Raw genomic sequence first — 25060 nt, 5'->3', positions numbered from 1 at the left:
GCGGCTTGTCGTTCGCGCAGCGTCTCGTAGAGAAGACATCGCATCAACATTAGATCCTCAACTTTCTGGCACTTGAATTGGTAATACCCTTTTACTTTAAATTTGCTTAATCCTTGTTATTTGTTGGCTGTGAGAGGGAATTCTGTATTTACAGGAGAGCAAACACTGCTGGTTATACTTAACCAATCTTTAGATTGCGAATCTGACTCCTGAGTAAAAATACTAAATTCCAGCAAGATCCAACATTTAAGATGAGCGATATTTCACCATCGGAAAACTGCCAGGACACTGCCCAGCAAAAAGGGAATATTAATCCAAATCGCAAACAGGCAGAAATCAACTCTTATCAGAGCGAAGTATACTTGCAGCAGTCAATTGAATATGCTCCCGTTGCGATCGCCATATTAGACCAAGAAATGCGCTATTTTGCTCTGAGTCACAAATGGCTGGAAGAATATAATCTGCCCAAAGATATTATCGGGCACTCTCACTATGAAATATTTCCTGATATCCCCCAAGAGTGGAAGCAGATTCACCAACGCTGTTTAGCAGGAGCAATTGAACAATGTGATGAAGATCCCTACCCGCGGGCAGATGGTTCAGTAGAGTGGGTACGTTGGTCAATTCGCCCTTGGTATGTGGCAAGCGGTGAAATCGGCGGCATTATGATGTTTAGCGAAAACATTACCCAGCGCAAACAAGCAGAAATCGCTATGCGCCACAATGAAGAGCGCTATCGGTCTCTCGTTACTGCAATCTCTCAGGTCGTTTGGGTCGTGCCTTCTGATGGCAACGTCGTTAATGATAATCTCAGTTGGCGGGACTTTACTGGGCAAACATTAGAGGAATTTTTGGGCTGGGGATGGCTAGAGGTAATTCATTCAGACGATCGCCTAGCAGCTGGCGAGGCTTGGGAAACAGCGATTAAAACACGTAGTGCATATGAAGTAGAATATCGCCTGCGACGACATGATGGCGAATACCGTCATATGCAGATGCGGAGTATCCCGCTTTTTGAACTAGATGGTAGTATCCGCGAATGGGTAGGCATTTGCAATGACATCCACGATCGCAAACAAGCTGAAGTTGCCCTACGGGAAAATAACGCACTTTTACGTTCAATTTTAGAAAGTACACCAGATTTTATTGTCGTCAAAGACTGTCAAGGGCGTCATGTCGCTCTTAACTCGAATTTAGCCAACTTCATGGGTAAACCAATTGAAGAGATTATTGGCAAAGATGATACGGAAATACTCCCATTAGATGTTGCCCGTGAAATCATGGCAAAAGACCGCCAGGTTCTTGCCACAGGCATGACTCAAACTTATGAGGAAGATGTTTCTAATGGTGAAATCGGCGGTACTTTTCTTACTACCAAGGCTCCTTGGCAAGATGTTCATGGCAACATCTTGGGTATCATCGCCATCACACGGAATATTAGCGATCGCAAAGAAACTGAACGAGCACTACAACAGAGTGAAGAACGATTCCGTTCCCTAATTGAAGCGACATCTCAAATTGTTTGGAGCACTGATGCTGAAGGTGCATTTGTTACCGACCAACCACAATGGCGAGCTTTCACAGGACAAACCGTTGAAGAAATTTGGGGTTGGGGATGGCTAAATATGATACATCCAGGAGATCAGGCTCAGACTAATGAGGCATGGTCAGCAGCACTTACCAACCGCACTGCTTATGAGGCGGAGACACGGATTCGGCGTTATGACGGTGAGTATCGTTACTTGAATGTGCGTGGTGTACCAATTTTGAATGCAGATAATAGTATTCGAGAGTGGGTAGGTGCTAACACTGATATTACTGAACGCAAGCTATTTGAACTTGCCCTCGCTCAAGCCAAAGAAGCAGCGGAAGCCGCCAGTCATGCCAAAAGTGAATTTCTTGCCAACATGAGCCACGAGTTACGCACTCCCCTAAATGGTATTCTCGGTTATGCGCAAATTCTCCAGCGTTCTAAACACCTGAATGAAGACGAGCGATCGCGAATTGATGTCATTTACCAGTGCGGTTCCCATTTGCTCACCTTAATTAATGACATCTTAGATTTGTCGAAAATCGAAGCTCAGAAAGTGGAACTTATGACTAGCGACTTCCACTTCCCCGCATTTCTCCAAGGTGTAGCTGAGATGTGTCGTATTCGTGCAGAACTTAAAGGTATTCAATTCTGCCATCAATTGGCTTTAGAATTACCCGTTGCGATCCGTGCCGATGAAAAACGACTCCGACAAGTATTAATCAACCTACTCAGCAACGCCATTAAGTTTACCGATGCTGGCACTGTCACCTTTACCATCAGCTATGCTTCTGAAGGCAAAATTCGCTTTGAAGTTCGTGATTCAGGTGTTGGCATCGCCCCAGAAAAACTGCAAGCGATTTTTCAACCCTTCGAGCAAGCAGGCGATCGCCGGCGACAGATCGAGGGTACAGGATTGGGATTGGCAATCAGCCAAAGAATTGTGGAATTGATGGGCAGTACCATTCAAGTTCAGAGTGATCTAGGTGTTGGCAGTATTTTCTGGTTTGAGGTTCACTTACCGGAAGCTGATGAATGGGTGAAAACCTCTCAAGCTGATGATTATGGTCAAATTATTGGTATTAAAGACCGTAAACCGAAGATTTTGGTTGTTGATGATAAATGGGAAAATCGCTCAGTAGTTAACAATTTGCTCAGTCCCATTGGTTTTGATGTCACTGAAGCCACCGATGGCGAAGAGGGTTGGCAGAAAATTTTGGAATTTCAACCAGATCTCGTAATTACTGACTTGCTCATGCCAGAGCTTGATGGTTTCGAGTTGATCAAGCGCATTCGTGAGTCCGAAACATATAAAAACATTATTATTATTGTTTCTTCAGCGAGCGTATTTGAAAGCGATCAACACCGCAGCATAGAAGCAGGCGGCAATGATTTTATGGCTAAACCTATACAAGCGAGTGTACTATTTCAAAAAATGCGGCATTATCTCAATTTAGATTGGATTTATGAACAGAAAAAACCTGAAAATCAGCTAAATCTGAAAAATGCTGAATTTGTCTTACCACCGCAATCAGAAATAGAAATTTTGTATGAGTTGGTAATGAAAGGCAATTTTAAGGGAATTATAAAACAAGCTACATTAATTACACAAATGGATCACAAATATATTCCCTTCGCACAACATTTGCACCAACTAGCAAAAGGATTTCAAGATCAAGAAATTCTGGCACTACTTCAATTTCACAAGTAAGCGTTATGAATTTTGCAACTGCACAAACTACGACAGTTCTAATTGTTGATGATAATCCTGCTAATTTAGGTGTCTTATCTGATACCTTGGATCAAGCTGGTCTTGAAGTATGGGTAGCAAAATCCGGGAAGGTAGCTCTAGAAAGAGTCAAATATGCCTTACCCAATTTAATATTATTGGATGTAATGATGCCAGAGATTGATGGATTTGAGACCTGTCGGCAATTAAAGGCAAATCCACAAACTCAAGATGTTCCTGTTATTTTTATGACAGCACTTTCTGACACCACCAATAAAGTTGCAGGTTTTCAAGTTGGGGCTGTGGACTATATCACTAAACCATTTCAGCAACAAGAAGTCTTGTCACGGGTGAAATTGCATTTAAAGCTGCATACCTTGGGACAAGAATTAGAACATAAAAATACTTTGTTAGAGCAAAAATTTGCCGAAGCAAATCAAGCTTATGATGATCTAAAACAGCTACAAATCAAGCTAGTTCAAGGTGAAAAACTGTCAAGCTTAGGGCAGATGTTTGCTGGAATTTCTCATGAGATTAATAACCCAGTGGATTTTATTTATGGTAATCTCATCCATGCCAATGAATATACGCAAGAAATGCTACATCTTCTGCATCTGTATCAAGAGGAATATCCAACTCCTACCCCTCGCATTCAAGCAGAACTAGAATTGACTGACATAGAATTTATTGATAATGACTTGTTAAATCTACTCAAATCGATGAATTTTGGCGCACGGCGCATACGTGAAATAGTCAAGTCTATGCAGATTTTCTCTCATGTAGATGAAGTTCGTTTGGCAGAGATTGATATCCATGAATGTATTGATGGTACACTGACAATTTTGAATCATCGCCTAAAAGCACAACCTGAGCATCCTGAAATCGAAGTAGTTAAAGATTACAATTTGTTTCAGCTAGTTGAATGCTATGTTGGACAAATTAATCAAGTATTTATGAATATTATTGCTAATGCTATTGATGCCCTAGATGAATATAATCAACAGCGTTCATTGGAAGATATTAAACAAAATCCCAGTCTGATTAAAATTCGGACGATGATGATTGAAGATGATTGGGTTGCCATTTACATCGCTGATAATGGCCCAGGAATGTGTGAAGAAGTAAAAGCAAAGCTATTTAATCCTTTCTTTACGACTAAAGCTATAGGTAAAGGAACTGGATTGGGTTTATCTATAAGCTACCAAATTGTCGTAGAAAAGCATGGTGGTAGTATCGAATGCCAATCTACACCGGGAAAAGGAACGGAATTTGCGATCAAAATTCCAGTTCAACAGTAAATTTTTAAATAGTATAGCGATCGCCAGATAGATTAGTAAACCTGCATTACATACAATACAGGTAGCAAAAGCCTTTCAAAGCTATTGCTTGTGCCCTGCTATACATTCTTCAAATGCCACTCGAATTACAAAACCTGACTGGTGGTTACACCACAGCGCCAATTATTCAAAACATTAACCTCACTCTGCAAACCGGAGAATGGTTAAGTTTAGTTGGTGCCAATGGTTCTGGTAAGTCTACATTATTGAAATTGCTGAGTCGCATTCTCTCACCCCAACAGGGAACAGTGCTACTTGATGGTAAAGCAATTCACTCGCAACCACCGAATTTAGTTGCTCAGAAATTGGCATTGTTACCCCAACAACAAACTGTTCCTGTGGGTTTAACTGTACGACAATTAGTTAGTTTAGGACGTACACCTCATCAACCTTGGTGGCAATGGGAATTAACAGCGAAAGATAGGCAACAAGTAGAAGCAGCAATTGCCAAAACGCAACTAGAAAAATTGAGCGATCGCCTAGTTGAACAACTCTCTGGTGGTGAGAGGCAACGTGCTTTTTTAGCTTTAGCATTGGCGCAAGAACCGCAAGTTTTATTGTTAGATGAGCCAACGACTTATTTAGATATTAACTATCAACTACAACTATTAGAGTTGCTCAAAGACCTCAATCAGCAACAACAATTAACTATTGTTACGGTGTTACATGAATTGAATTTAGCTGCACGCTATAGTTCCCGCATTGCTTTATTAAAACATGGTAATTTGTGGGATGTTGGTACACCAGAAGCAGTTCTCACTCCCCATACCATCGCCCAAGTCTTTGGCGTAGAATCTGTAATTATCCATACACCTGTTGGTTTACAAGTTTGTGCGATCGCTGCTGTATAATTTGATGCTGCAAAATTAAAGCTCTATACTTTTTGTGTAAAGTATTTTGAATTATAAATTTTTATTCGGTTAATATTTTAGTATTTTTAACTGCAAATTTGTTGAGATTTTTTACTTCCATAAAATTAAATTGATTGTAATAATCACTAATTGCTCTTAATAAATAGCTAGAGTCGCTAACTAGATAAGTATCTAATTACTCTTGGCGAATCATTCACTGTTATACAGCATAGCTTCATGGGAACACTATTTAATAAACCTCGTCCATTTTGAAACCTGGAGTAGTGCGGGACGGAAAGCCTGCTACTAAGAGCAGGGAGCAAGCCGCTCCCACTACTTTTAAAACTATGGTTATCAAAATAGATGTGGTTGAGCTAAAACATTATTAACAGTAGTTCCATAGATATGCTGACTGCATTATTAAAAATTCCTGGGTACCGGATTGATGAACAAATCTACGCTGGTGCGAGAACGCTTGTCTACCGGGGAATTAGAGAACAAGATTTACACTCTGTGATTCTCAAAATGATGCGGAATGAATCCCCCAATTTCAGCGAATTTATTCAGTTTCGTAACCAGTACACTATTACTGCAAATCTTGATATCGGCGGTATCGTCAAACCATATAGCCTTGAAGAATATGGAAATGGCTATGTTTTAGTAATGGAAGATTATGGTGGTATCTCTTTGCCTAGTTACCTCAATCAATATACTACGTCAGGTAAATTTACCCTAGAAGAATTTTTCCCTATAGCCATTGCAATTACGACAACTATTGGTGAACTCCACCGACAACGCATTCTTTATAAAGATGTTAAACCTGCCAATATTTTAATTCATCCCCAAACTAAGCAAGTTAAACTAATTGATTTTTCTATCGCTTCTTTATTACCGCGAGAAACCCAACAACTTCAAAACCCTAATATTTTAGAAGGAACTCTAGCTTATATTTCTCCAGAACAAACTGGAAGAATGAATCGGGGGATTGATTATCGCACAGATTTTTATTCTCTAGGTGTGACTTTTTACGAGTTATTGACTGGACAGTTACCCTTTGAATCATCCGATCCAATGGAGTTAGTTTACTGTCATATTGCCAAACAACCACCACCGTTAGGAGGCAGGAGAGAAGAAGAAATTCCGCAAGTGATTTCAGATATTGTGCTGAAACTGATGGCGAAAAATGCTGAAGACCGCTATCAGAGTGCTGTCGGTTTAAAGTATGACTTAGAGCAGTGTTTTTGTCAGTGGCAAGAAAAAAGAGAGATTGTACCCTTCCAACTCGCGCAAAAAGACATTAGCGATCGCTTTTTAATTCCAGAAAAACTCTATGGCCGCCAAAATGAGGTAGAGACGTTACTAGCAGTATTTGACCGAGTTGCTGGCAATCAAGAACAGATAAATCAAACCTCCGATATATCACCTCAAAGCGAATTGATTCTCATAGAAGGTTTTTCTGGTATTGGTAAAACTGCTGTAATTAATGAAGTGCAAAAGCCCATTGTTCGGCATAGAGGCTATTTTATTGCAGGTAAGTTTGACCAGTTTCAACGCAATATTCCTTTCTTTGCGTTTGTACAGGCATTACAGGATTTAATGGCACAAATTCTCACCCAAAACGATGCACAAATTAATGATTGGAAAAATAAAATTTTGGCTGCGTTAGGGGATAATGCTCAAGTAATTATTGATGTGATTCCTGAACTTAAGAAAATTATTGGTTCACAACCAGCAGTAATAGAACTTTTTGGGAATACAGCACAGAAACGATTTAATCGCTTATTTCGCAAATTTATTCAAGTATTTACAATCCCAGAACATCCATTAGTGATATTTCTGGATGATTTGCAGTGGGCTGATATGGCATCACTCAAGTTACTCCAGATGCTGATGACTGAAAAGCAGATTAGTCATTTGTTATTAATTGGAGCATACCGAAATAACGAAGTTTCTGATACTCATCCCTTAATGCTGACATTAGAAGAAATTCGCAATTGTGAATATCAAGGAGCAATAACGACTATTACTTTAACTGCTCTTACTGCCACAGATCTAAATCACCTGTTTGCAGATAGCTTGAATTGCAAGCTAGAAGAAGCATTACCACTAACACAACTAATTTACCAAAAAACCCAGGGGAATCCCTTTTTTAGCATTCAAATGCTGAAAACACTTTATGCAGAAGGACATATTACTTTTGTCCCAGAAGTTGGCAGTTGGCAGTATGACTTAAAGCAAGTACAAACTTTAAACCTTACAGATAATGTTGTAGAGTTTATGGTTTTGCAATTGCAGAAGCTACCACAGACAACGCAAGATGTTTTAAAATTAGCAGCTTGTATTGGTAATACCTTTGACTTAGTAACGTTAGCAATTGTCTATGAAAACTCGCTAGAAAAAACCGCAAGTGATTTATGGTCGGCTTTAGCTGAGGGACTAATTATGCCTACGAGTCAGACATATAAAATTTTTCAACAAGAAAACGAGCAAAGACAAGCTCAAGAATATAATCAAGAGCAAGGTTTTCTTGACAATAATCAACTTGATTTAGTGGCTGACCTTCAGCAGTGGTCTGCATCTGTTTCTGAAGTAAATTTTCTACCCTCTCAAGATTATGTATACGAGTTCCTTCACGATCGCGTCCAACAGGCAGGTTATTCTCTAATTGACGAAGCACAAAAACAAATTACTCATTTACAAATTGGAAAATTATTGCTGCAAAATATTCCAATAGCAGAACAGGAAGAACATATTTTTGAGATTGTCAATCACCTAAATATGGGATGCCAATTGCTTACCGAACCTCAGGAAAAAGAGCAAATCGCTCGGTTAAATTTACAGGCGGGGCGTAAAGCTAAAGCATCTACAGCTTATGCTACAGCATCACAATATTTAGCGATCGCCATGCAATTTTTGGCTGAAGATAGTTGGTTACAGCAGTATGAATTAACTTTTGCCATTTACAAAGAAAGCTTAGAAGTTGAATATCTTAACAGCAATTTTGAACAGTCGTATACGCTTATAGAAGAAGCATTATTACTGGCACAATCAGCACTAGACAAAGCCGAAATATATAACTTGTTAATTGTGCAGCGGACACTTCAAGCAGATTACTCAGTTGCTATTCAAGCTGGTAAACAAGCTTTAGAGTTATTAGGTATTCATTTACCAACAGATAATCTTAACTTTGCCATTGATGCAGAAATTGCGGCAATTCAAGCCCGTTTAGAAAATCAGAGAATAACTGCTATTTTAGAGTTGCCAGATAATCTAGATCCTATTTATTGTTATGCAATTAAATTACTAATAAATTTAGATCCACCTACTTATATTAATTCTGAGCTTGATTTATATATCTTGATTACAGTGAAGGCTGTCAATTTATCGATTCAATACGGCAATGTGGCAGAATCTGCCAAAGCTTATGCTAATTATGGTTTTCTGCTTGGTTCTTTTTTTGGAGATTACTCCACAGGATACGATTTTGGAGTTGTGGCTACAGAAATAGCCGAAAAATTTCAACATAAAGGTCAGAAATCTCAGGTTAATTTATTATTAGGTAGTTGGTTAAATAATTGGATGAAGCCAACTCATTTAGCAATTCCTATCAATAATGATGGTTATCAAGCTGGACTAGAATCTGGAGAATTACAATTTGCTGGCTATAATATTTTTGGCAATATATGCAATCAGTATTTCCAGGGAATTAATCTGAATAGTATTCGCTTGGATATTGGCAAATTTCTGCCATTTGCACAACAAACGCAAAACACTTTATTATCTGAAATTTTACTCGAAGTACAAAAGGTAATAGATGGTTTAATTGGCTCCTGCAATTATCAAGATGCTTCAGAACGCCATCATGTTAGCCACACCCCAATGGCAATAGCGATCGCCCAAATTTTGCAAGCCCAATTGGCTTATTTTCAAGAACAGTATCAGCTGGCTTTGAAGCATATAACTCAGGCAGAAAGCTATCTCCCAGCAATTTTAGGTTTTACAACTTCGGCTAGCTATCCCTTTTATCAGGCTTTGATTTTAACTGCGCTTTATTGCCAAGTTTCACCATCCAAACAACGCCAATATTGGCAAAGCCTAATTAATCATCAAAACCAACTGAAAATTTGGGCAGATAATTGCCCGGAAAACTTTGAGCATCAATATTTGTTGATTCAAGCTGAGATGGCTCGGATTAGCAAACAAGAATTAGAGGCGATGGATCTTTACGATCGCGCGATCGCTTCTGCCGAAGCCAATGGATTTACGCAAAATTTGGCCCTAGCTAATGAATTAGCCGCAAAGTTTTGGCTAACAAAAAATAAAACTAATATTGCACAACTTTATTTAACTGCGGCGGTTAGTGCTTATACTCAGTGGGGAGCCATCGCACAAGTTAAGCGTTTAGAAGCACATTACCCGCAACTGTTGGAGCAAAATCAAGCTGTGACGCAGTTGGACATAGAATATCATGAACAAACAACTATCTCTAGCAGTAACGTCAGTTTCTCAGCACAATTAGACTTTGCGGCATTTTTAAAAGCCTCACAAGCGATCGCTGGAGAAATTCAACTCGAACAACTCCTGTCAATTTTTATGCAAGTCATGCTGGAGAATGCTGGAGCGAAAAAATCTGTACTTTTGTTACCCAAAAATAATCGGTTAGCGATCGCCTCCATAGCTGGTTTTGATCAAGGAAAAATTTTCGCTCAAACAGATGTCTCAGCCATACCTTTAGAAGCAAGTCAGGAGATACCGCTTACCGTTATCAACTACGTGAAGCGTACCTTAGAATCCTTGGTAATTGATGACATTGCCACACAACCTCGATTTGCTAGCGATCCCTACATTACTCAACATCAACCGAGAAGTGTGTTGTGTACTCCGATTATCAATCAAGGTGAGTGGATAGGTTTGCTGTATTTAGAAAATCAACTGACAGCAGGAGTTTTCACGCGTGATCGTTTAGAAGTTGTGCAACTACTAACAGCGCAAGCCGCCATCTCTTTACAAAATGCTCAACTCTACACTAATTTATCGAAAACAACAGCAGAACTAAAACAGGCAAACTTTCAATTAGCAGAATATTCGCATACTTTAGAAGAAAAAGTTGCCGAGCGGACATCGCAATTAAATGCACAAACACAGCAATTAGAAGAAGCATTCAAAAATTTACAAACCGCTCAATCTCAACTAATTCAAAATGAAAAAATGTCTTCTTTAGGGCAACTAGTAGCAGGAATTGCTCACGAAATCAATAATCCTATCAGCTTTATCTATGGTAATCTCACACCAGCCACTGAATACATTGATGATTTAATGTTTGTATTACAAACCTATCGCCGACACTATCCCAGTCCTACACCACAACTACAAGCCGAAATTGCCAAAATTGAACTCGATTTTATCACCGAAGACTTACCTAAACTTCTCAATTCTATGCAAGTTGGCGCTGAAAGAATTCGAGATATTGTCATGTCACTGCGGAATTTCTCGCGTCTCGATGAAGCAGAAATCAAAGCCGTTGATGTTCATGAAGGCATCGATAGCACGTTGATGATTTTGCAAAATCTCATGCAAGCAAAACCGGAGCGTCCAGAAATTTTTGTTATTAAAGAATACAGCCAACTCCCAGCTATTGAATGTTATGCGGGACAACTCAATCAAGTATTTTTAAACTTACTGATGAATGCAATTGAGGCTTTAGAAAAGTCAATTATTCGGGGAAAAACTGCTGAAAAACTCCAAATTTTAATTCGTACCCAAATTTGTAATTCAGATAAAATTAGAATTTGCATTGCTGATAATGGTATTGGCATTAGCGACAGTACTAAGCCTTATATATTTAACCCATTTTTTACTACCAAACAAGTTGGTCAAGGTACTGGCTTAGGATTATCTATTAGTTACCAAATCATTGTAGATAAGCACCAAGGAAAGTTAGAGTGTCAGTCTACACCGGGTGAAGGCGCAGAGTTTATTATTACCTTGCCGCTTCGACGTTAGATGTTTCAGATATTAGGAAATAGCTAAGAGTCTCCAAACTTTAGAAATTCACTACCCTATCTAATTCTGACAACATTTGCTCTAGAAGGTCTTCCATCATTTCCTGGTTTAAAGAATGTAAAACTGCTGGACCACCTAGAAATTCTTTAATAGTTATTTTTTCTTCTTTAAAGTCTTGCACAAAATCGCGAATTTGAGTCACTATAGTCATTTGTGCTTCTATTGTTTCTAACATCATATCAATAGAGTCAATACCTTGTTTAGCAGCTTTACGCGAATCAGATACCATCGCGCCTTCAGGAGTATTTTTTGCCTGACGCAGTTCCCTTTTTAAGTTCTCATACTGATTTTTGAGAATTTGATTTTGCTGTTCTAATGTCTTACATTTTCGAGTTAAATCATCTTCGTTATTATTATCAATATATTCTCCCACTTCATGCTGTTTTTCAATTTCCAAAAGTCTTGCCAAGTCACCTTCTTGGTAAGCTTTATTAATCTCCTTCATGATTTCTGTATGGTACATCTGCGTTTCGCTGTCTTTTACCTTATCGGGGTGAAATATTTCAGCTAATTTCAGAAATGTCTGACGAATTTTTCGAGATTCATCTTTATTGATTTCAGCAGAAGATGAAAATCCTTGTTGTCCTCTCCAATTTTGATAATCTTGTTCAGCACCTTGGGAGAAATTATTATCTTGCTGGAAATTTTCAAATAGCTCGTCTAACTCTGGCTCTTCTAGTTCGCGATCGCGTTTTGGACTGATGATTCCTGCTAACTGGAGTTTACGGTAAACTGCTTGGATATTTTTCTCAGTTTGTTTACCAAATTTTCTTGTAGCAAAAATTTCCTCAAACAGAGCATGAATTTCTCGATCGAGGTCTGTCATTTTGTTGAGGCTGGGAGTAGCTCGTTGAAATATTTCTGTGGCTAGAGAACGCATTTTTTCCACAAAGTTTTTCAGTTCAGTTCGCTTGCGCTTAATCTGTTTTAGTAGGGATTGGTGTTCTTTATCTAGAGCCTCTAAGCGGATATGTAGTTCAGACAGAGCTAGTGGTGTTGATTTGACTGAGCCAGATGTAGATGAGGTTGTTCGCGGCATAAAAGACGTAGAAACGTTTACAGTTTAAATAAAGAACAGAACTGTTAAGTCTTTGGGTAAATACTTACAGAAAATACTTTATAAATGATACATGATTAGCGTCATACTTTTTCTCTGACTGGATACTCCAAATAGGAATCTAGAGGAACAAAGAAGCAGAAAAAAGTAATTTGTGTAAGCGATTTAGAAAATTGGTGTATTATCTGTATTTTTTGATATCAACACGGCTCTGGCGATCGCAAGCTGCTAATGAGGACGTAAAGGTTACAGAGTTAGGCAGAATTTTACAAAAAATTTAGGATTACTATCTACTCACCTTTCCAAAATTATCTAGGAGGACGTTGTAGATATTTTTTAAATCAAGTACTATCTGACGAAATAGAAATTTACCCACTAAATAATTCTAAAGGAGGTGATGTGTGAGAGGTTTTGCGTGCTATTTGTGGTTATACCAAATCTGAGTACAACGATTAGGTTAAGGCTTCCAACAGCCAAGGTTAAAGCTTGGAGCAGACAGAAACACCAAACTTAAACAGTTTAACTTATTAACTAAGAGTTCCTATATTGTCATATCTACTATAAAATCAGAGAGAAATATTGATATGTCTATCTGGCTATTTATTGCTATTTCTTCTTATCTTTTGGGAGCCATTATCCAATGGCTACAACTCAATAATAAACTTCGAGAATTTGAGGAATACACTAACTTTCCGATTGTTTGGGCAGCAAATTTAGTCTCAAAATTTGGTTGTTTACTCAAAGCTTTAATTTGGCCTTATAGCTTGATAGTTGATAACGAGAGCTAATACTGTTTTTTCATAAAATTTATGTTGCACTCGCAATGATATACAGCAGGTTGCAAATAAATGAGGTACACAACTGGAGAATTAAATATTAGAAATTCTTCTACCTCCTGCCTCCTGCCTCCTGCCTCAAAACCAGTTACTTTCTACCTCATGCAAATAAAAACTGCTATATATCATTCCTGAACCCATTGCCCAGGATCTACTTGATAGTAGCGTTGCAGTAAATCATATAGTGCCGGATGCTTGTGTAGTAACTGGTGAGGTTTCTCAAAAAATGTTTCAGTAGCTACAGCAAAAAACTCTGCGGGATTAGTTGCGCCATAGCTATCTATAACACTTTTGACACCTTGTTCTACATCATTGCAGAGTTGCTGATATTCTGCTGTCATCACCTGCGCCCAAATTGGATAATCTGATTTTCGGGGCAAAATCGGCACACCTTCCGCTTTACCATCCTCTTGATCTAATTGATGGGCGAATTCATGCAGTACAACGTTATGTCCATCCTTCCAGTTGTGAGTGTCTTGTTGCACCTGATCCCAAGACAGTACCACTTGATCGCGACTCCATGATTCTCCCAGTCTTGCTTCTCGCCTTTCTTCGACAACATAATCTCCGGTGGCGACGGTTTGATTTACCAAATAAGTGCTGGGATAAATCAAAATTGAACGCAGTTTTGGGAAGTATTCGCCTCTCTCATTGAGTAGCAGCAAACAGCTAACAGATGCAATGATCAATTTCATTTCTTCGGTTACCTGCAATCCTTTACAGCCGATGAACTGTTTTTCTGCCAAGAACACCTGAATATGTCCCTGAAGTCTTCGACATTGATCAGGAGCAAGATTTAAGTAGATAGGAAGATTATTCTCTATAATTGCTTGCCAAAGTGGCGGGAAAGGTCGATATTTCATGCGATTTCTGCGCTGTTTAGTAAGGATAGGACTGAGCAGAATCCCAGCGACAATCAATCCAATGATGACAAAAATAATAATTGTTGCACCCATTGATTTTTCACGATCGCGATCAAAGGTATTGGTACTGCCAGTAGTATAGCGATCGCAATCATCAAATTACTGCTTCAATTCAACCCCATCACAGCTAATCCCAACTACACTAAACACATAGTCAGTTCACCTAACCCTTGCCATGTCTATTACTCAAGACTTCGATACTCGTCAGGATATCCCAGAAGATGTTATCTTTCCTCCAGGTGATTTATATAGCGATGAGCCTCCTTTGGAAACGGAACTGCATCTACGACAGATAATCCTACTGCTGACATGCTTGGAATGGTTGTGGCGGGACAGAAAAGACTTTTACATGGCTGGTAATCTGACTATTTACTACAGCCCAAATCAACGTAAATCTGAAGATTTTCGCGGCCCAGATTTTTTCGTTGTGTTAGGAACTGAACGGAAAACTCGTAAAAGTTGGGTAGTTTGTCAAGAAGATGGGAAATATCCGAATGTAATTGTTGAAATTCTTTCGCCAAAAACTGCTAGTACTGACAAAAATTTAAAAAAACAAATTTACCAAGATACCTTTCGCACCCCTGATTATTTTTGGTTCGATCCAGATAATTTAGAATTTGCAGGCTTTCATTTAGTAGATGGTAAGTACCAACCCCTAGAACAAAATCCTCAAGGACATTTGTGGAGCCAACAGCTAAATTTATATTTGGGAATTCATGAGGGATTATTGCGTTTTTTTACACCCTCAGGGCAATTAGTGCCCACACCAGAAGAAGTCGCAGAACAGGAAATTCAACGCGCAGAACGCTTGGCAGCCAAACTGCGAGAATTAAATATTGACCCAGATACAATTTAACTAGCGATCGCCTTGATGAATTTCTCGAAGATTTTCCCACTGTGAGCCGCACACAGGCGCAAAAATATTTACAATGATTGCGATCGCTTCACTTGCAATGACAAATTTGTATCCGGATTCAACATTGGATATTCATTAATGAGTATCAAAGCCTCATTCACGAGGATAAAAGCCTCATTCACGAGTATTAAAGACTCGCCGACGAGTATCAAAGACTCGCTCACGAGGATAAAAGACTCATTCACGAGTATCAAAGACTCGTTCACGAGGATAAAAGACTCATTCACGAGTATTAAAGACTCGCCGACGAGTATCAAAGACTCGCTCACGAGGATAAAAGACTCATTCACGAGTATCAAAGACTCGTTAATTACGAATTACGAATTAGTAATTGTCAGCGCTCCCTGCAACTTACGCTAATAATATCCGCAGTAATGGGTACACAAGTGCCGTAAAATTATCATTTATCGGCATCTGCTACCCCCTTGACGCCCATGTATTGCGACTACCTGGTTCAAATTCTGACCGCCCGCGTGTATGATGTTGCCCAGGAAACACCTTTAGAGTATGCCCCAAATCTTTCTAAGAGACTGAACAATAAGCTATTACTGAAGCGGGAAGATATGCAGTCAGTATTTTCCTTCAAGCTGCGTGGTGCTTATAACAAGATGGTAAACCTACCACCGGATTTATTAAAGCAAGGTGTAATTGCGGCATCCGCTGGCAACCATGCCCAAGGGGTCGCGCTATCTGCCAGTCGGTTGGGAACGCAAGCAATTATTGTCATGCCCGTGACTACACCCCAGGTAAAGGTAGATGCAGTTAAAGCACGGGGGGGACAGGTGGTGTTGCATGGCAATACCTACGATGATGCCTATGCCTATGCCCGTGAATTGGAGGCAGAAAAGGGACTCACGTTTATTCACCCTTTTGATGACCCCGATGTGATTGCCGGACAGGGAACCATTGGCATGGAAATTCTGCGGCAATATCAACAACCCATCCATGCAATTTTTGTCGCCATTGGTGGTGGCGGATTGATTGCGGGGATTGCAGCTTATGTCAAACGGTTGCGTCCAGAAATCAAGATTATTGGTGTGGAACCAGTGGATGCTGACGCGATGAATCAATCGCTGAAAGCTGGACATCGGGTGCGCTTATCCCAGGTGGGGTTATTTGCCGATGGCGTAGCAGTGCGGGAAGTAGGAGAGGAAACCTTTCACTTGTGTCAGCAGTATGTAGATGAAATCATTTTAGTAGATACCGATGCTACCTGCGCCGCCATTAAAGACGTATTTGAAGATACGCGATCGATTTTAGAACCAGCTGGAGCATTAGCGATCGCAGCTGCCAAAGCCTACGCTGAACGCGAGCAAATCGAGGGACAAACCTTAATTGCCGTCGCCTGCGGTGCTAACATGAACTTCGACCGCTTGCGCTTTGTGGCAGAACGGGCAGAATTTGGCGAACGCCGCGAAGCCATCTTTGCTGTAGCGATTCCCGAAGAACGCGGAAGTCTGCGTAAATTTTGTGAATGTATCGGCAACCGTAACTTAACTGAGTTTAACTACCGCATTGCCGATGAACAAGAAGCACATATCTTCGTCGGCGTACAAATTCAAAACCGTGCCGATGCGACAAAGATGCGCGAAACCTTTGAAGGCTGCGGCTTCAAAACTATCGATTTAACCGACGACGAACTCACAAAACTGCATCTGCGCCACATGGTTGGCGGACATTCTCCCCTGGCACACAATGAATTACTCTACCGCTTTGAGTTTCCCGAACGCCCCGGTGCGTTAATGAAGTTTGTCGGTTCCATGAGTCCCAACTGGAATATTAGTATGTTCCACTATCGCAACAACGGGGCAGATTACGGGCGAATTGTCGTCGGTATCCAGGTTCCACCTCACGAAATGAAAGAATGGCAAGCATTTTTGGATACACTCGGCTACCGTTATTGGGATGAAAACAAGAATCCAGCCTACAAGCTATTTTTGGGGTAGAAAGGATAGAGCGATCGCGTAGATTTAAAAGAGCGTAGTTTACTGCCGAAGGCATCGCTCCTGTTCCAAAAAATCAACCCCAATGTTCCCATCAAGCAGTAGAGAGTTTACAGAGAATCATCACAAGTCGTTGAAATTCAACAGCTTGGTAAAACACTCTACCAGAAACTTACTCCATGAAGTAGACTTGCTGAGAATTGCCGCCAGCTTAAAACTGGAGCAAAAACACAAGGGAACACTGGGTCAGTTTTTCACTCCCGCATCAGTAGCGGAATTAATGGCTGGGATGTTTAACAAGCCTAATCTGCCTCGAATATCTTTACTTGATGCTGGCGCAGGAGTTGGCTCATTAATTGCAGCGTTTGTGGGTAACCTTTGTCAGCAGCAACAACGCCCAGCTAGTTTAGATATTGTTGCCTATGAAATTGATCCTTTTCTAATTAAATATTTACACCAGACATTGGAATTATGTGCCAGGGAATGTCAACTAGCTGGTATTTCCTTGAATTATCACATCCGAAATCAAGACTTTATTCAAGATGCAGTCAGGTTACTTCAGCCCAGTGTATTCGATAATCCTGACCATTCTAGATTTACACACGCTATTCTCAATCCCCCATATTTAAAAATCAACGCTCAATCTCAAGTTCGTGGCTTATTACGTTCTTTAGGATTAGAAACCAGCAATCTCTACACAGGTTTTATGGCTGCTACAGCCCAACTTCTTCAGCCAGGAGGAGAGTTTGTCGCTATCTCACCGCGTAGTTTTTGTAATGGCCCATATTTTAAAGACTTCCGCAGGATGTTTTTGGGGATGATGGCTTTAGACCAAATACATCTTTTTGAATCCAGACAGGAAGCTTTTAACGATGATGAAGTTTTGCAAGAAACAATTATCATTCATGCTGTCAAACAAAAACAAAAATTTGATCGTGTATTCATCACCACATCTTCAAGTGCTGATGACGATTTTGTGATGACCAATTCCTTAGCTTATGCAGAGATAGTTCATCCCCACGACGCGCAACAATTCATCCACATTATTCCAGATACTCTGAGTCAGCAGGTCATTCAACAAATGACGAATTTTACCTGCACATTAAAAGACCTAAGATTAACCGTATCAACTGGACGTGTTGTAGATTTCCGTGCCAAAGAATATCTGCGTTTAATACCAGAGAAAAGCACTGTTCCTTTGATTTATCCATTGAATTTGTCAGCAGGATATGTTGAGTATCCCAAGGTAACTAAAAAACACCAAGCTCTAGTTTATGCAGAAGAAACTATTTCTCTACTAGTACCGAACGAACATTATGTTCTGACTAAACGATTCTCTTCCAAAGAGGAAAAAAAGCGAGTCGTTGCAGTCGTATATGATGCTGACCGAGTTAATTGTGATTGGGTAGGTTTTGAAAATCACCTAAATTACTTTCATCAAGATGGAAAGGGACTCGATATCACCCTAGCACGCGGTCTTGCTGCTTATCTTAACTCCAGTCTTGTAGACGCATTTTTTCGTTTATTTAATGGGCATACTCAGGTTAATGCAACCGATTTACGCAATTTAAAATATCCGACGATAGAGCAGTTAATAAATGTGGGACTAAGTATTGGGGAACATTTTCCGTCACAGCAAGAAATTGATCAACTTGTACAAGAACTACTCAGGATGACAAATCAGTTTGACAACAACCCTTTAATAATTAAAGCCCGCATTGATGAAGCACTGCAAATATTAGTTGAACTTGGACTGCCACGGGCACAACTTAATGAGCGTTCAGCCTTAACTCTTCTGGCTCTACTTGACTTAAAGCCCAATGATCCTTGGTCTGCTGCGGCATCGCCTTTAATAGGAATCACACCCATGATGGAATTCATGGCACAGCACTATGGCAAATCATACAAACCCAATACTCGGGAAACTGTTCGCCGCCAAACAGTTCATCAATTCTTAGACGCAGCTTTAATAATTACAAATCCAGATGCACCTGAACGTCCGATTAATAGTCCGAAAACTGTATATCAGATTGAAGAAAGTGTGCTGGAATTATTACGGACTTATGGAAGTTCAGAATGGGAAAAAAGTATTCGTACTTACCTTTCTTCGGTTGAAACATTAAAACAGCGATATGCACAGGAGCGGGAATTATCACGTATCCCTGTAGTAATTGAAGGAGAAGTGAAAACCTTATCACCAGGTGGACAAAACGTTTTAATTGAGAAAATTATTAATGAGTTCGCACAACGTTTTACGCCAGGGGGTAGGCTAATTTATATTGGCGACACAGATGAAAAGTTTGCACATTTTAATGAACTGGCTTTGCAAGATTTAGGTGTTACTGTTGATGCTCACGGGAAAATGCCTGATGTGATTATCCATCATTTAAAAAATAACTGGTTAGTTTTAATTGAAGCCGTAACTTCTCACGGTCCAATTAACCCTAAAAGGAAAAAAGAGCTTCAATCTCTATTTGCAGAAATAAAAATTCCTCTGGTCATGGTAACGGCTTTTCTAAGCCGTAAAGCTATGGTGGAGTATTTAGCTGATATTGCATGGGACACAGATGTTTGGGTTGCTGAAGATGCCACTCATCTCATCCATTTTAATGGAGAATACTTATTGCAGACTTATAAAGTATAGCAATCCGAGTAAGGTGGGTACTGCCCACCGTATCAGGGTTTTAGTGAGCAAATCAAATTCCTAAAGATCAGAATTATGAAACCAAATAAACTAGAAGCTGCTTTTAGACAAAAGTTTTATGAAGCCGGCATGTTTCCACACTCCATAAAATTTGATGAAATTTAATATATAAATTAGATGGGTTATGGCTTATAAATATGGCAAGCCTCCAAACCAATGCCAAGCGGCAAATAACTAATAATAAATAACTTATGAAACCTGAAATAGCCCTTCATCTCTATTCATTACTATGGCAAGAATACAGTGCCAGAGTAAATCATGCCCGTACCTACCAGCAAATGATTACTGCTGCGGGTGGGACTGTTGCAAATGACCACATTGCCTTGAGGTCTTTGCGTCTGTCGCTAGATAGTCCAAAAGGTCAGATTAACTTGGGAATTAACTACCTTGAACAACTGGCCACAGCTTTGGGTTACGTCGCTGCTGGGGAATATATTTTTCCTGAAACTCATTTATATGCTCGTCATTATAGTCATCCCCAGCAAGTAGAATTCGACTTACCCAAGCTGTTTATCAGCGAGTTAATTGTCGATGAATTACCTCCAAGAATTGCCCAACTCATCTATACAACAGTATCTTTACTTCAATACGAACTCATCTCTCCTGTAACTGATTCCCTAATAGAAGATGGGAACGTAGAAAGCATTGCCCAACAACTCCAAAAAATCTTCACCCGTCCTTGGCAAACTCCCCAACGTTCTGTTGTGGAAGAAGTCAATCAGGTAACTCAGTATGGTGCTTGGGTATTGCTACATGGTTATGCTGTTAACCACTTCACAGGCTACATCAACCGCCAAAACACTATACAATACCCAGACATTGATGCCACAGTCAGCGGTTTAATTAACCTAGGTGTACCAATGAAAACAGAGATAGAAGGTGATATTGCTTGCGGTTTGCGTCAAACAGCAACTCAAGCAGTAACAGAAATGGTAACGGTGTTAGACGATCGCACTGGTGCAGAAATTCAGATACCCTGGACTTACGCCTATTATGAAATTGCCCAGCGCTATCCTGTAGAAATAGAACCCGGAAAACATCTACTGTTTGATGCTTTTTTAGGCAAAAATGCCCAGCAATTATTTGAAATGACAACTCATAAATTGCCAGCTAGCATCACCAATTAAGTGGCAGCGAAAATTGCTATGAGCAGTTTGTGTAACAGTGATGTTTGTATTTTCGTAAAGGCGATCGCTATTACTTTCACAACTTACGCAAAAATGTTTTTTGTTGAGCCAGGGTGTAGGGGTTTTGCAGACAGATAAACCGCAGTCTGAAATACCACCTAACCCCCAACATGAATACCTGGACGGCGCTCAGGATCTGTCTCTGCCCTACGTAGTACTTCACGAGTCACCACAGGAATATCGCCTTCACCAAACAAGATAAAACGCAGCAAATATTGTATGGGGTTTCCTTCTACCCAGCCAAAGTAAACGTGTGGAATCTTACCTGTTTGGTCGCGAATATACAGAAGTAAAGCGGCAATAGCATTAGGTACTGCTGCACTTTCCGCACGCAAGATGCGGTAATCACCAACCTGCACTCCTTCGACTGTAATCACATCTGCAAATTCTGAAGCATCCGCTACCATAACTTCTAAAAACAGAATGGGGTCGCTGGCTGGAATATGATTATCCTCACGCACCTCTTTTTCTTTGAGAAAATACTCTTGCACATCGCCCTCATTCAATCGATTGGCAATAAGTCGTATCTCACCCCGACTTTGTTCGGTAATTAATTGACGCGCCTTTTCGTCAATTTCAATTCGTTCTACTCGCAGCTCGGTTGAACGCCATACCCGGGAAATTAATGAGGTGAGAATGATGGCGCTGATGAAAAATCCTGCAATCCTAATCCCCTCAGGTCGCTCAATTATATTGGTAACAGTGGTATATAAAAACAGCAGTGTAATTATGCCAAAGGCAAGTTGTCCTCGCTTACTTCTCTGACGATGAACAGATAAGGTTACAGCAAACGCAGCTGAAGTCATCAGCACGAGTACGCCTGTTGCATAAGCTCCGCCTTGAGCTTCCACATTAGCTTTAAATAGAATAGTGACAATAAAAGCAATAGTTATAAACACTAAAACCAAGGGTCTTGCTGCTCTTGTCCAAGTTGGTGCCATGCCATAACGTGGTAAGTAGCGAGGTACGATATTGAGCAACCCTGCCATTGCCGATGCACCTGCAAACCACAAAATCGTAATAGTGCTGATGTCGTAAATAGTACCAAAGCTATTGCCTAGATATTGATGTGCTAAATAGGCAAGAGCACGTCCATTTGCTTTGCCTCCGGTTTGAAATTCTGCTGTTGGAATTAATAGAGTAGTTACTAAGCTGCTGGTGAGGAGAAAGAAGCTCATAATCCCAGCCGCAGTCGCCAGCAGCTTGTGCGTATTCCGAATGCGTCCCTTGGGATGGTCGGAGATTTCGTTGTTGCCTTGTACCAGAGGCATAACAGTCACGCCAGTTTCAAAGCCCGATAATCCCAATGCCAGTTTCGGAAATACCCACAAGGCTATGCCGATCATTTTTAAAGGGTTAGAATGCTGCTGGAAAAGTGTAGTTTGCCAGTCACTAATCAAAGATGGATGATTGAACAGCTGCAACAGACCAAAACTAATAACAATAAAGTTTAAAAATAGGTAAACTCCAACCAACAGTACTGCTATGCCAATCGCTTCTCGGAAACCTCTAAGAAAGACTGCACCAAGTAATGCCACCAGTACTAGCGTAATCGTAATCTCTTGATGGTGGAAGATACTTGGCATCAGCGGATTTTCGATGATGTGGGCAGTAGCATCAGCAGCTGAGAGGGTAATAGTGATGATAAAGTCTGTTGCCACAAAACCGAGTAGGCAAAGTACAAATAGCTTGCCTTGCCACCAGGGAAGCAAATTTTCCAGCATTGCTATCGACCCTTCGCCATGAGGACTTTTGCCAGCCACACGTCGATAAATTGGCAATGCTCCAAACAATGTCAGCAGCACCAGAATCAAGGTAGCCAGAGGCGAAAGAGTACCTGCTGCTAGTGCTGCAATTCCAGGTTGGTAACCAAGTGTTGAGAAATAGTCTACACCAGTCAAACACATAACCTGCCACCAAGGATGCTTACGGTGCGGTTCTGCCTTGTGGTAGGGGCCTTCCTTTGGTTTGTGGTCTTCTTCGAGCAACCAGCTAATTAACTGTTTGCTGAACTTCTTTTTTGCAATATTAGCCATCAAATACTGCTCCTGCTATGTAGTATATTCGTGACTCTGTAATACATTGCGTTCTCCTCATGAATCCTTCCTAAGTAGTGGCTTGTTAATTAAAGAGAACGCACCTGCTTTAAGAGAGATTATTAAAATTATCAATATCAATGGGGCAATATTATAACTATCGCAGACGTGAATGAAGATCCCCCCGATTCACTCTACCCTGCTATGCTTTTAAAGCAAAGTAGTTTTTTCTGAGCCATATTTACCCACATTAGGTCAAGACTGTATGTGTCTCGATGATGTCGTGATTGAACGCCCCAGCCCCGCCGATGTTGATGGAGACAAGTAAAACAATGGAATCAAAAGAAATTAAGAAACCGTACAAACCCAAAAAACTAGATACCGAGGCAACTAGTTGTCAACACATCAAGATACTCGACTGTAACAAACCAGTTAGTCGCATAATTTTTGAGTGTTGGCACTGTAAACAAGGTCTATTAAGTGAAGTAGAGTCAGCAACTCCAGCGTTTCTAGAAATACAATGTCCTAGTTGCGGCAAAACGGCTCTTAGGTTAACAGCAAGCAAGGTGCTTTCAACAACGCCTATTTCCTCACCTTGGGGTCAGTGAGCAACCTACAAACTATCTTGTAAAACAGAAAGCCCCTGACAATGCACCAGAGGCTTTCTGTTTATTTTCTGTTAACTGTTGGCTATAAGTAGAAGGCAGAAGACAAAAAGCTGTTTCTGTCTGCCGTCCATAAATCGGCATTTTATGTTTAATTATGTCTACTTACTTAGTATAAAATCCTAAATTAAGTAAGTCAGTGAGAAAAATTCAATACATATTAAGAAATATAAATTTGAAGGAGGGTGTGTTATGCCGTAGGCTAACGCACTTTGAATCCTTGATCGTGGGTCGGTGCGTTGCGCGGCGCGACAACACAACGCCAGTTGCTACAACGGAGGAAACCTCCGCAACGCACTGGCTCCCCTACATTTACATTCAGTAACATAGCTTTAAATATTAGCATCTACTTACTTAGTTGTGAAATTACTCGTAGAGCGAGGCAACAGGGAAACAAGTTAAAAATTAAACCGGATTGCTATATCAGCGGGAAAATCATAAAAATGGAAAATTTATTAATTTAACTTTTTGAGACTAAATGCTTTTGATATTATTTTTATTTACAATTTGAAGAAAATTATTTTTATATTTAAATTTCTATAGTTTTAATTATATAAAATATAGCTCTATAAAAATTCAACCGCCCTCGATTGTTTGAGGGCGGCTTTTTACTTTATATGAATTAGTTAATTTACAACTATGAAGAATGCTAATTCTGAAGAACAAGCATACTTAATGTTCGCTTTATCTGAGCAGCCTGGTTACCCTAACATCGTATTCAGTGCCTTGTGGATGCTCGCTTCTAGCCTTTTGGAACGCCATACCATCAGCTGTTTCTTTAGAAGGAGCGTCGATTTCGTACCTTGTTGTTCCGCGTTGAAAAGTATTGTTCGGCAGGTCAATAAATTCCTTAATATCGACTAATACTTCGTATGTATGAACCATTTTGGAACCTCCAAATGTGCAGTATGCACGCGAATGGGGAACACCATAAGTATATGAGCATACAGATGTGTCAGTTCTCAAACTAATACAATTCTTTATTTAATATGCAGATATTGCTAATTATTTTGTTAAGAAAAGTAGAGCAAGCCTCGCTACAGATAAACCAGTATATATAAGGTTTGTTGAAGCTTGGGTAGTTGATGCGATCGCAAAATTGGATGATGCTACAACTCTATACTTTCGTTGTCCGATTTTGGCAATGCATTGACATTAACAGGTATTTCTCGACAAGTAAGTAAGTGGGCAGGAAAATTCCTAAATATGTAACGAAAAGTTAAACAGAGCAATTGCAGTTAAATTTAATACGTTGGGTACTATAGTTTCCTCTTTCCCCCCT

The 25060-nt window shown here is 40.0% G+C and carries 15 protein-coding genes; 10 read left to right on the top strand and 5 right to left on the bottom strand.

What is annotated here, in order from left to right:
• The first annotated feature begins 251 nt into the window (after positions 1 to 251).
• From BV375_RS26440 to BV375_RS26425, 4 genes are all read left to right on the top strand, one after another.
• Positions 252 to 3242, top strand: a complete 2991-nt coding sequence (locus BV375_RS26440) for a PAS domain S-box protein (RefSeq protein WP_086765994.1) — start codon at positions 252 to 254, stop codon at positions 3240 to 3242.
• A gap of 5 nt (positions 3243 to 3247) precedes the next feature.
• Entirely contained in the window at positions 3248 to 4558 is a 1311-nt protein-coding gene (locus BV375_RS26435) for a response regulator (protein ID WP_086765992.1), read from the top strand.
• A 113-nt stretch (positions 4559 to 4671) separates the two neighbouring features.
• Positions 4672 to 5448, top strand: a complete 777-nt coding sequence (locus tag BV375_RS26430) for an ABC transporter ATP-binding protein (RefSeq protein WP_086765990.1) — start codon at positions 4672 to 4674, stop codon at positions 5446 to 5448.
• Positions 5449 to 5853: 405 nt separating this feature from the next.
• The gene (locus BV375_RS26425) at positions 5854 to 11451 is read left to right on the top strand and encodes an ATP-binding sensor histidine kinase (RefSeq protein ID WP_086765988.1); all 5598 of its coding nucleotides are present in this window, start codon (positions 5854 to 5856) and stop codon (positions 11449 to 11451) included.
• 40 nt (positions 11452 to 11491) lie between these two features.
• Here the strand turns inward: BV375_RS26425 and BV375_RS26420 are convergent, their stop codons facing one another.
• A complete protein-coding gene (locus tag BV375_RS26420) occupies positions 11492 to 12550 on the bottom strand; it encodes a J domain-containing protein (RefSeq protein ID WP_086765986.1) in 1059 nt (352 codons plus the stop codon).
• Between the two features lie 602 nt (positions 12551 to 13152).
• Here BV375_RS26420 and BV375_RS26415 point away from each other — a divergent pair.
• Positions 13153 to 13356, top strand: coding sequence for a hypothetical protein (locus BV375_RS26415; RefSeq protein ID WP_086765983.1), 204 nt, complete (start codon positions 13153 to 13155; stop codon positions 13354 to 13356).
• A gap of 173 nt (positions 13357 to 13529) precedes the next feature.
• On the opposite strand, the gene BV375_RS26410 is transcribed toward BV375_RS26415, so the two are convergent.
• Entirely contained in the window at positions 13530 to 14360 is an 831-nt protein-coding gene (locus BV375_RS26410; RefSeq protein ID WP_086765981.1) for a M90 family metallopeptidase, read from the bottom strand.
• A 142-nt stretch (positions 14361 to 14502) separates the two neighbouring features.
• Between BV375_RS26410 and BV375_RS26405 the strand changes: the two genes are divergently transcribed.
• Positions 14503 to 15183: a Uma2 family endonuclease gene (locus BV375_RS26405; RefSeq protein ID WP_086765979.1), complete on the top strand. Its 681-nt coding sequence runs from the start codon at positions 14503 to 14505 to the stop codon at positions 15181 to 15183.
• A gap of 68 nt (positions 15184 to 15251) precedes the next feature.
• Here the strand turns inward: BV375_RS26405 and BV375_RS37190 are convergent, their stop codons facing one another.
• The gene (locus BV375_RS37190; protein ID WP_166507530.1) at positions 15252 to 15533 is read right to left on the bottom strand and encodes a hypothetical protein; all 282 of its coding nucleotides are present in this window, start codon (positions 15531 to 15533) and stop codon (positions 15252 to 15254) included.
• A 144-nt stretch (positions 15534 to 15677) separates the two neighbouring features.
• On the opposite strand from BV375_RS37190, the gene ilvA reads away from it, so the two are divergent.
• The 3 genes from ilvA to BV375_RS26385 all read left to right on the top strand — a co-directional run bounded on the left by ilvA (position 15678) and on the right by BV375_RS26385 (position 21017).
• Positions 15678 to 17189: a threonine ammonia-lyase, biosynthetic gene (gene ilvA, locus BV375_RS26395; protein ID WP_086765974.1), complete on the top strand. Its 1512-nt coding sequence runs from the start codon at positions 15678 to 15680 to the stop codon at positions 17187 to 17189.
• Between the two features lie 82 nt (positions 17190 to 17271).
• Positions 17272 to 19830, top strand: a complete 2559-nt coding sequence (locus BV375_RS26390) for a BsuBI/PstI family type II restriction endonuclease (protein WP_086765972.1) — start codon at positions 17272 to 17274, stop codon at positions 19828 to 19830.
• Between the two features lie 251 nt (positions 19831 to 20081).
• Entirely contained in the window at positions 20082 to 21017 is a 936-nt protein-coding gene (locus BV375_RS26385) for a DUF1338 domain-containing protein (RefSeq protein ID WP_086765970.1), read from the top strand.
• Positions 21018 to 21175: 158 nt separating this feature from the next.
• Here the strand turns inward: BV375_RS26385 and BV375_RS26380 are convergent, their stop codons facing one another.
• Positions 21176 to 23113, bottom strand: a complete 1938-nt coding sequence (locus BV375_RS26380; protein ID WP_086765968.1) for an amino acid transporter — start codon at positions 23111 to 23113, stop codon at positions 21176 to 21178.
• Positions 23114 to 23445: 332 nt separating this feature from the next.
• Between BV375_RS26380 and BV375_RS38365 the strand changes: the two genes are divergently transcribed.
• Entirely contained in the window at positions 23446 to 23721 is a 276-nt protein-coding gene (locus BV375_RS38365) for a hypothetical protein (RefSeq protein ID WP_086766144.1), read from the top strand.
• A gap of 741 nt (positions 23722 to 24462) precedes the next feature.
• Here BV375_RS38365 and BV375_RS26370 read toward each other — a convergent pair.
• Positions 24463 to 24663 (bottom strand): hypothetical protein, encoded by a 201-nt coding sequence (locus BV375_RS26370; protein ID WP_086765966.1) that lies wholly within the window; start codon positions 24661 to 24663, stop codon positions 24463 to 24465.
• Positions 24664 to 25060: the final 397 nt, after the last annotated feature.

Origin of the sequence: Nostoc sp. 106C (genome assembly GCF_002154725.1) — a bacterium.
Taxonomy (GTDB): Bacteria; Cyanobacteriota; Cyanobacteriia; order Cyanobacteriales; family Nostocaceae; genus Aulosira.
Note: the sequence above shows the minus strand (reverse complement) of the source record. Positions and strands in the feature narration are given on the sequence as shown.

Coding starts and splice junctions, on each gene's coding strand:
- BV375_RS26435 (WP_086765992.1), top strand. CDS start 3,248: ATGAATTTTGCAACTGCACAAACTACGACAGTTCTAATTGTTGATGAT.
- BV375_RS26405 (WP_086765979.1), top strand. CDS start 14,503: ATGTCTATTACTCAAGACTTCGATACTCGTCAGGATATCCCAGAAGAT.
- ilvA (WP_086765974.1), top strand. CDS start 15,678: ATGTATTGCGACTACCTGGTTCAAATTCTGACCGCCCGCGTGTATGAT.
- BV375_RS26440 (WP_086765994.1), top strand. CDS start 252: ATGAGCGATATTTCACCATCGGAAAACTGCCAGGACACTGCCCAGCAA.
- BV375_RS26420 (WP_086765986.1), bottom strand. CDS start 12,550: ATGCCGCGAACAACCTCATCTACATCTGGCTCAGTCAAATCAACACCA.
- BV375_RS26415 (WP_086765983.1), top strand. CDS start 13,153: ATGTCTATCTGGCTATTTATTGCTATTTCTTCTTATCTTTTGGGAGCC.
- BV375_RS26425 (WP_086765988.1), top strand. CDS start 5,854: ATGCTGACTGCATTATTAAAAATTCCTGGGTACCGGATTGATGAACAA.
- BV375_RS26370 (WP_086765966.1), bottom strand. CDS start 24,663: ATGGTTCATACATACGAAGTATTAGTCGATATTAAGGAATTTATTGAC.
- BV375_RS38365 (WP_086766144.1), top strand. CDS start 23,446: ATGGAATCAAAAGAAATTAAGAAACCGTACAAACCCAAAAAACTAGAT.
- BV375_RS26390 (WP_086765972.1), top strand. CDS start 17,272: ATGTTCCCATCAAGCAGTAGAGAGTTTACAGAGAATCATCACAAGTCG.
- BV375_RS26410 (WP_086765981.1), bottom strand. CDS start 14,360: ATGGGTGCAACAATTATTATTTTTGTCATCATTGGATTGATTGTCGCT.
- BV375_RS26385 (WP_086765970.1), top strand. CDS start 20,082: ATGAAACCTGAAATAGCCCTTCATCTCTATTCATTACTATGGCAAGAA.
- BV375_RS26380 (WP_086765968.1), bottom strand. CDS start 23,113: ATGGCTAATATTGCAAAAAAGAAGTTCAGCAAACAGTTAATTAGCTGG.
- BV375_RS26430 (WP_086765990.1), top strand. CDS start 4,672: ATGCCACTCGAATTACAAAACCTGACTGGTGGTTACACCACAGCGCCA.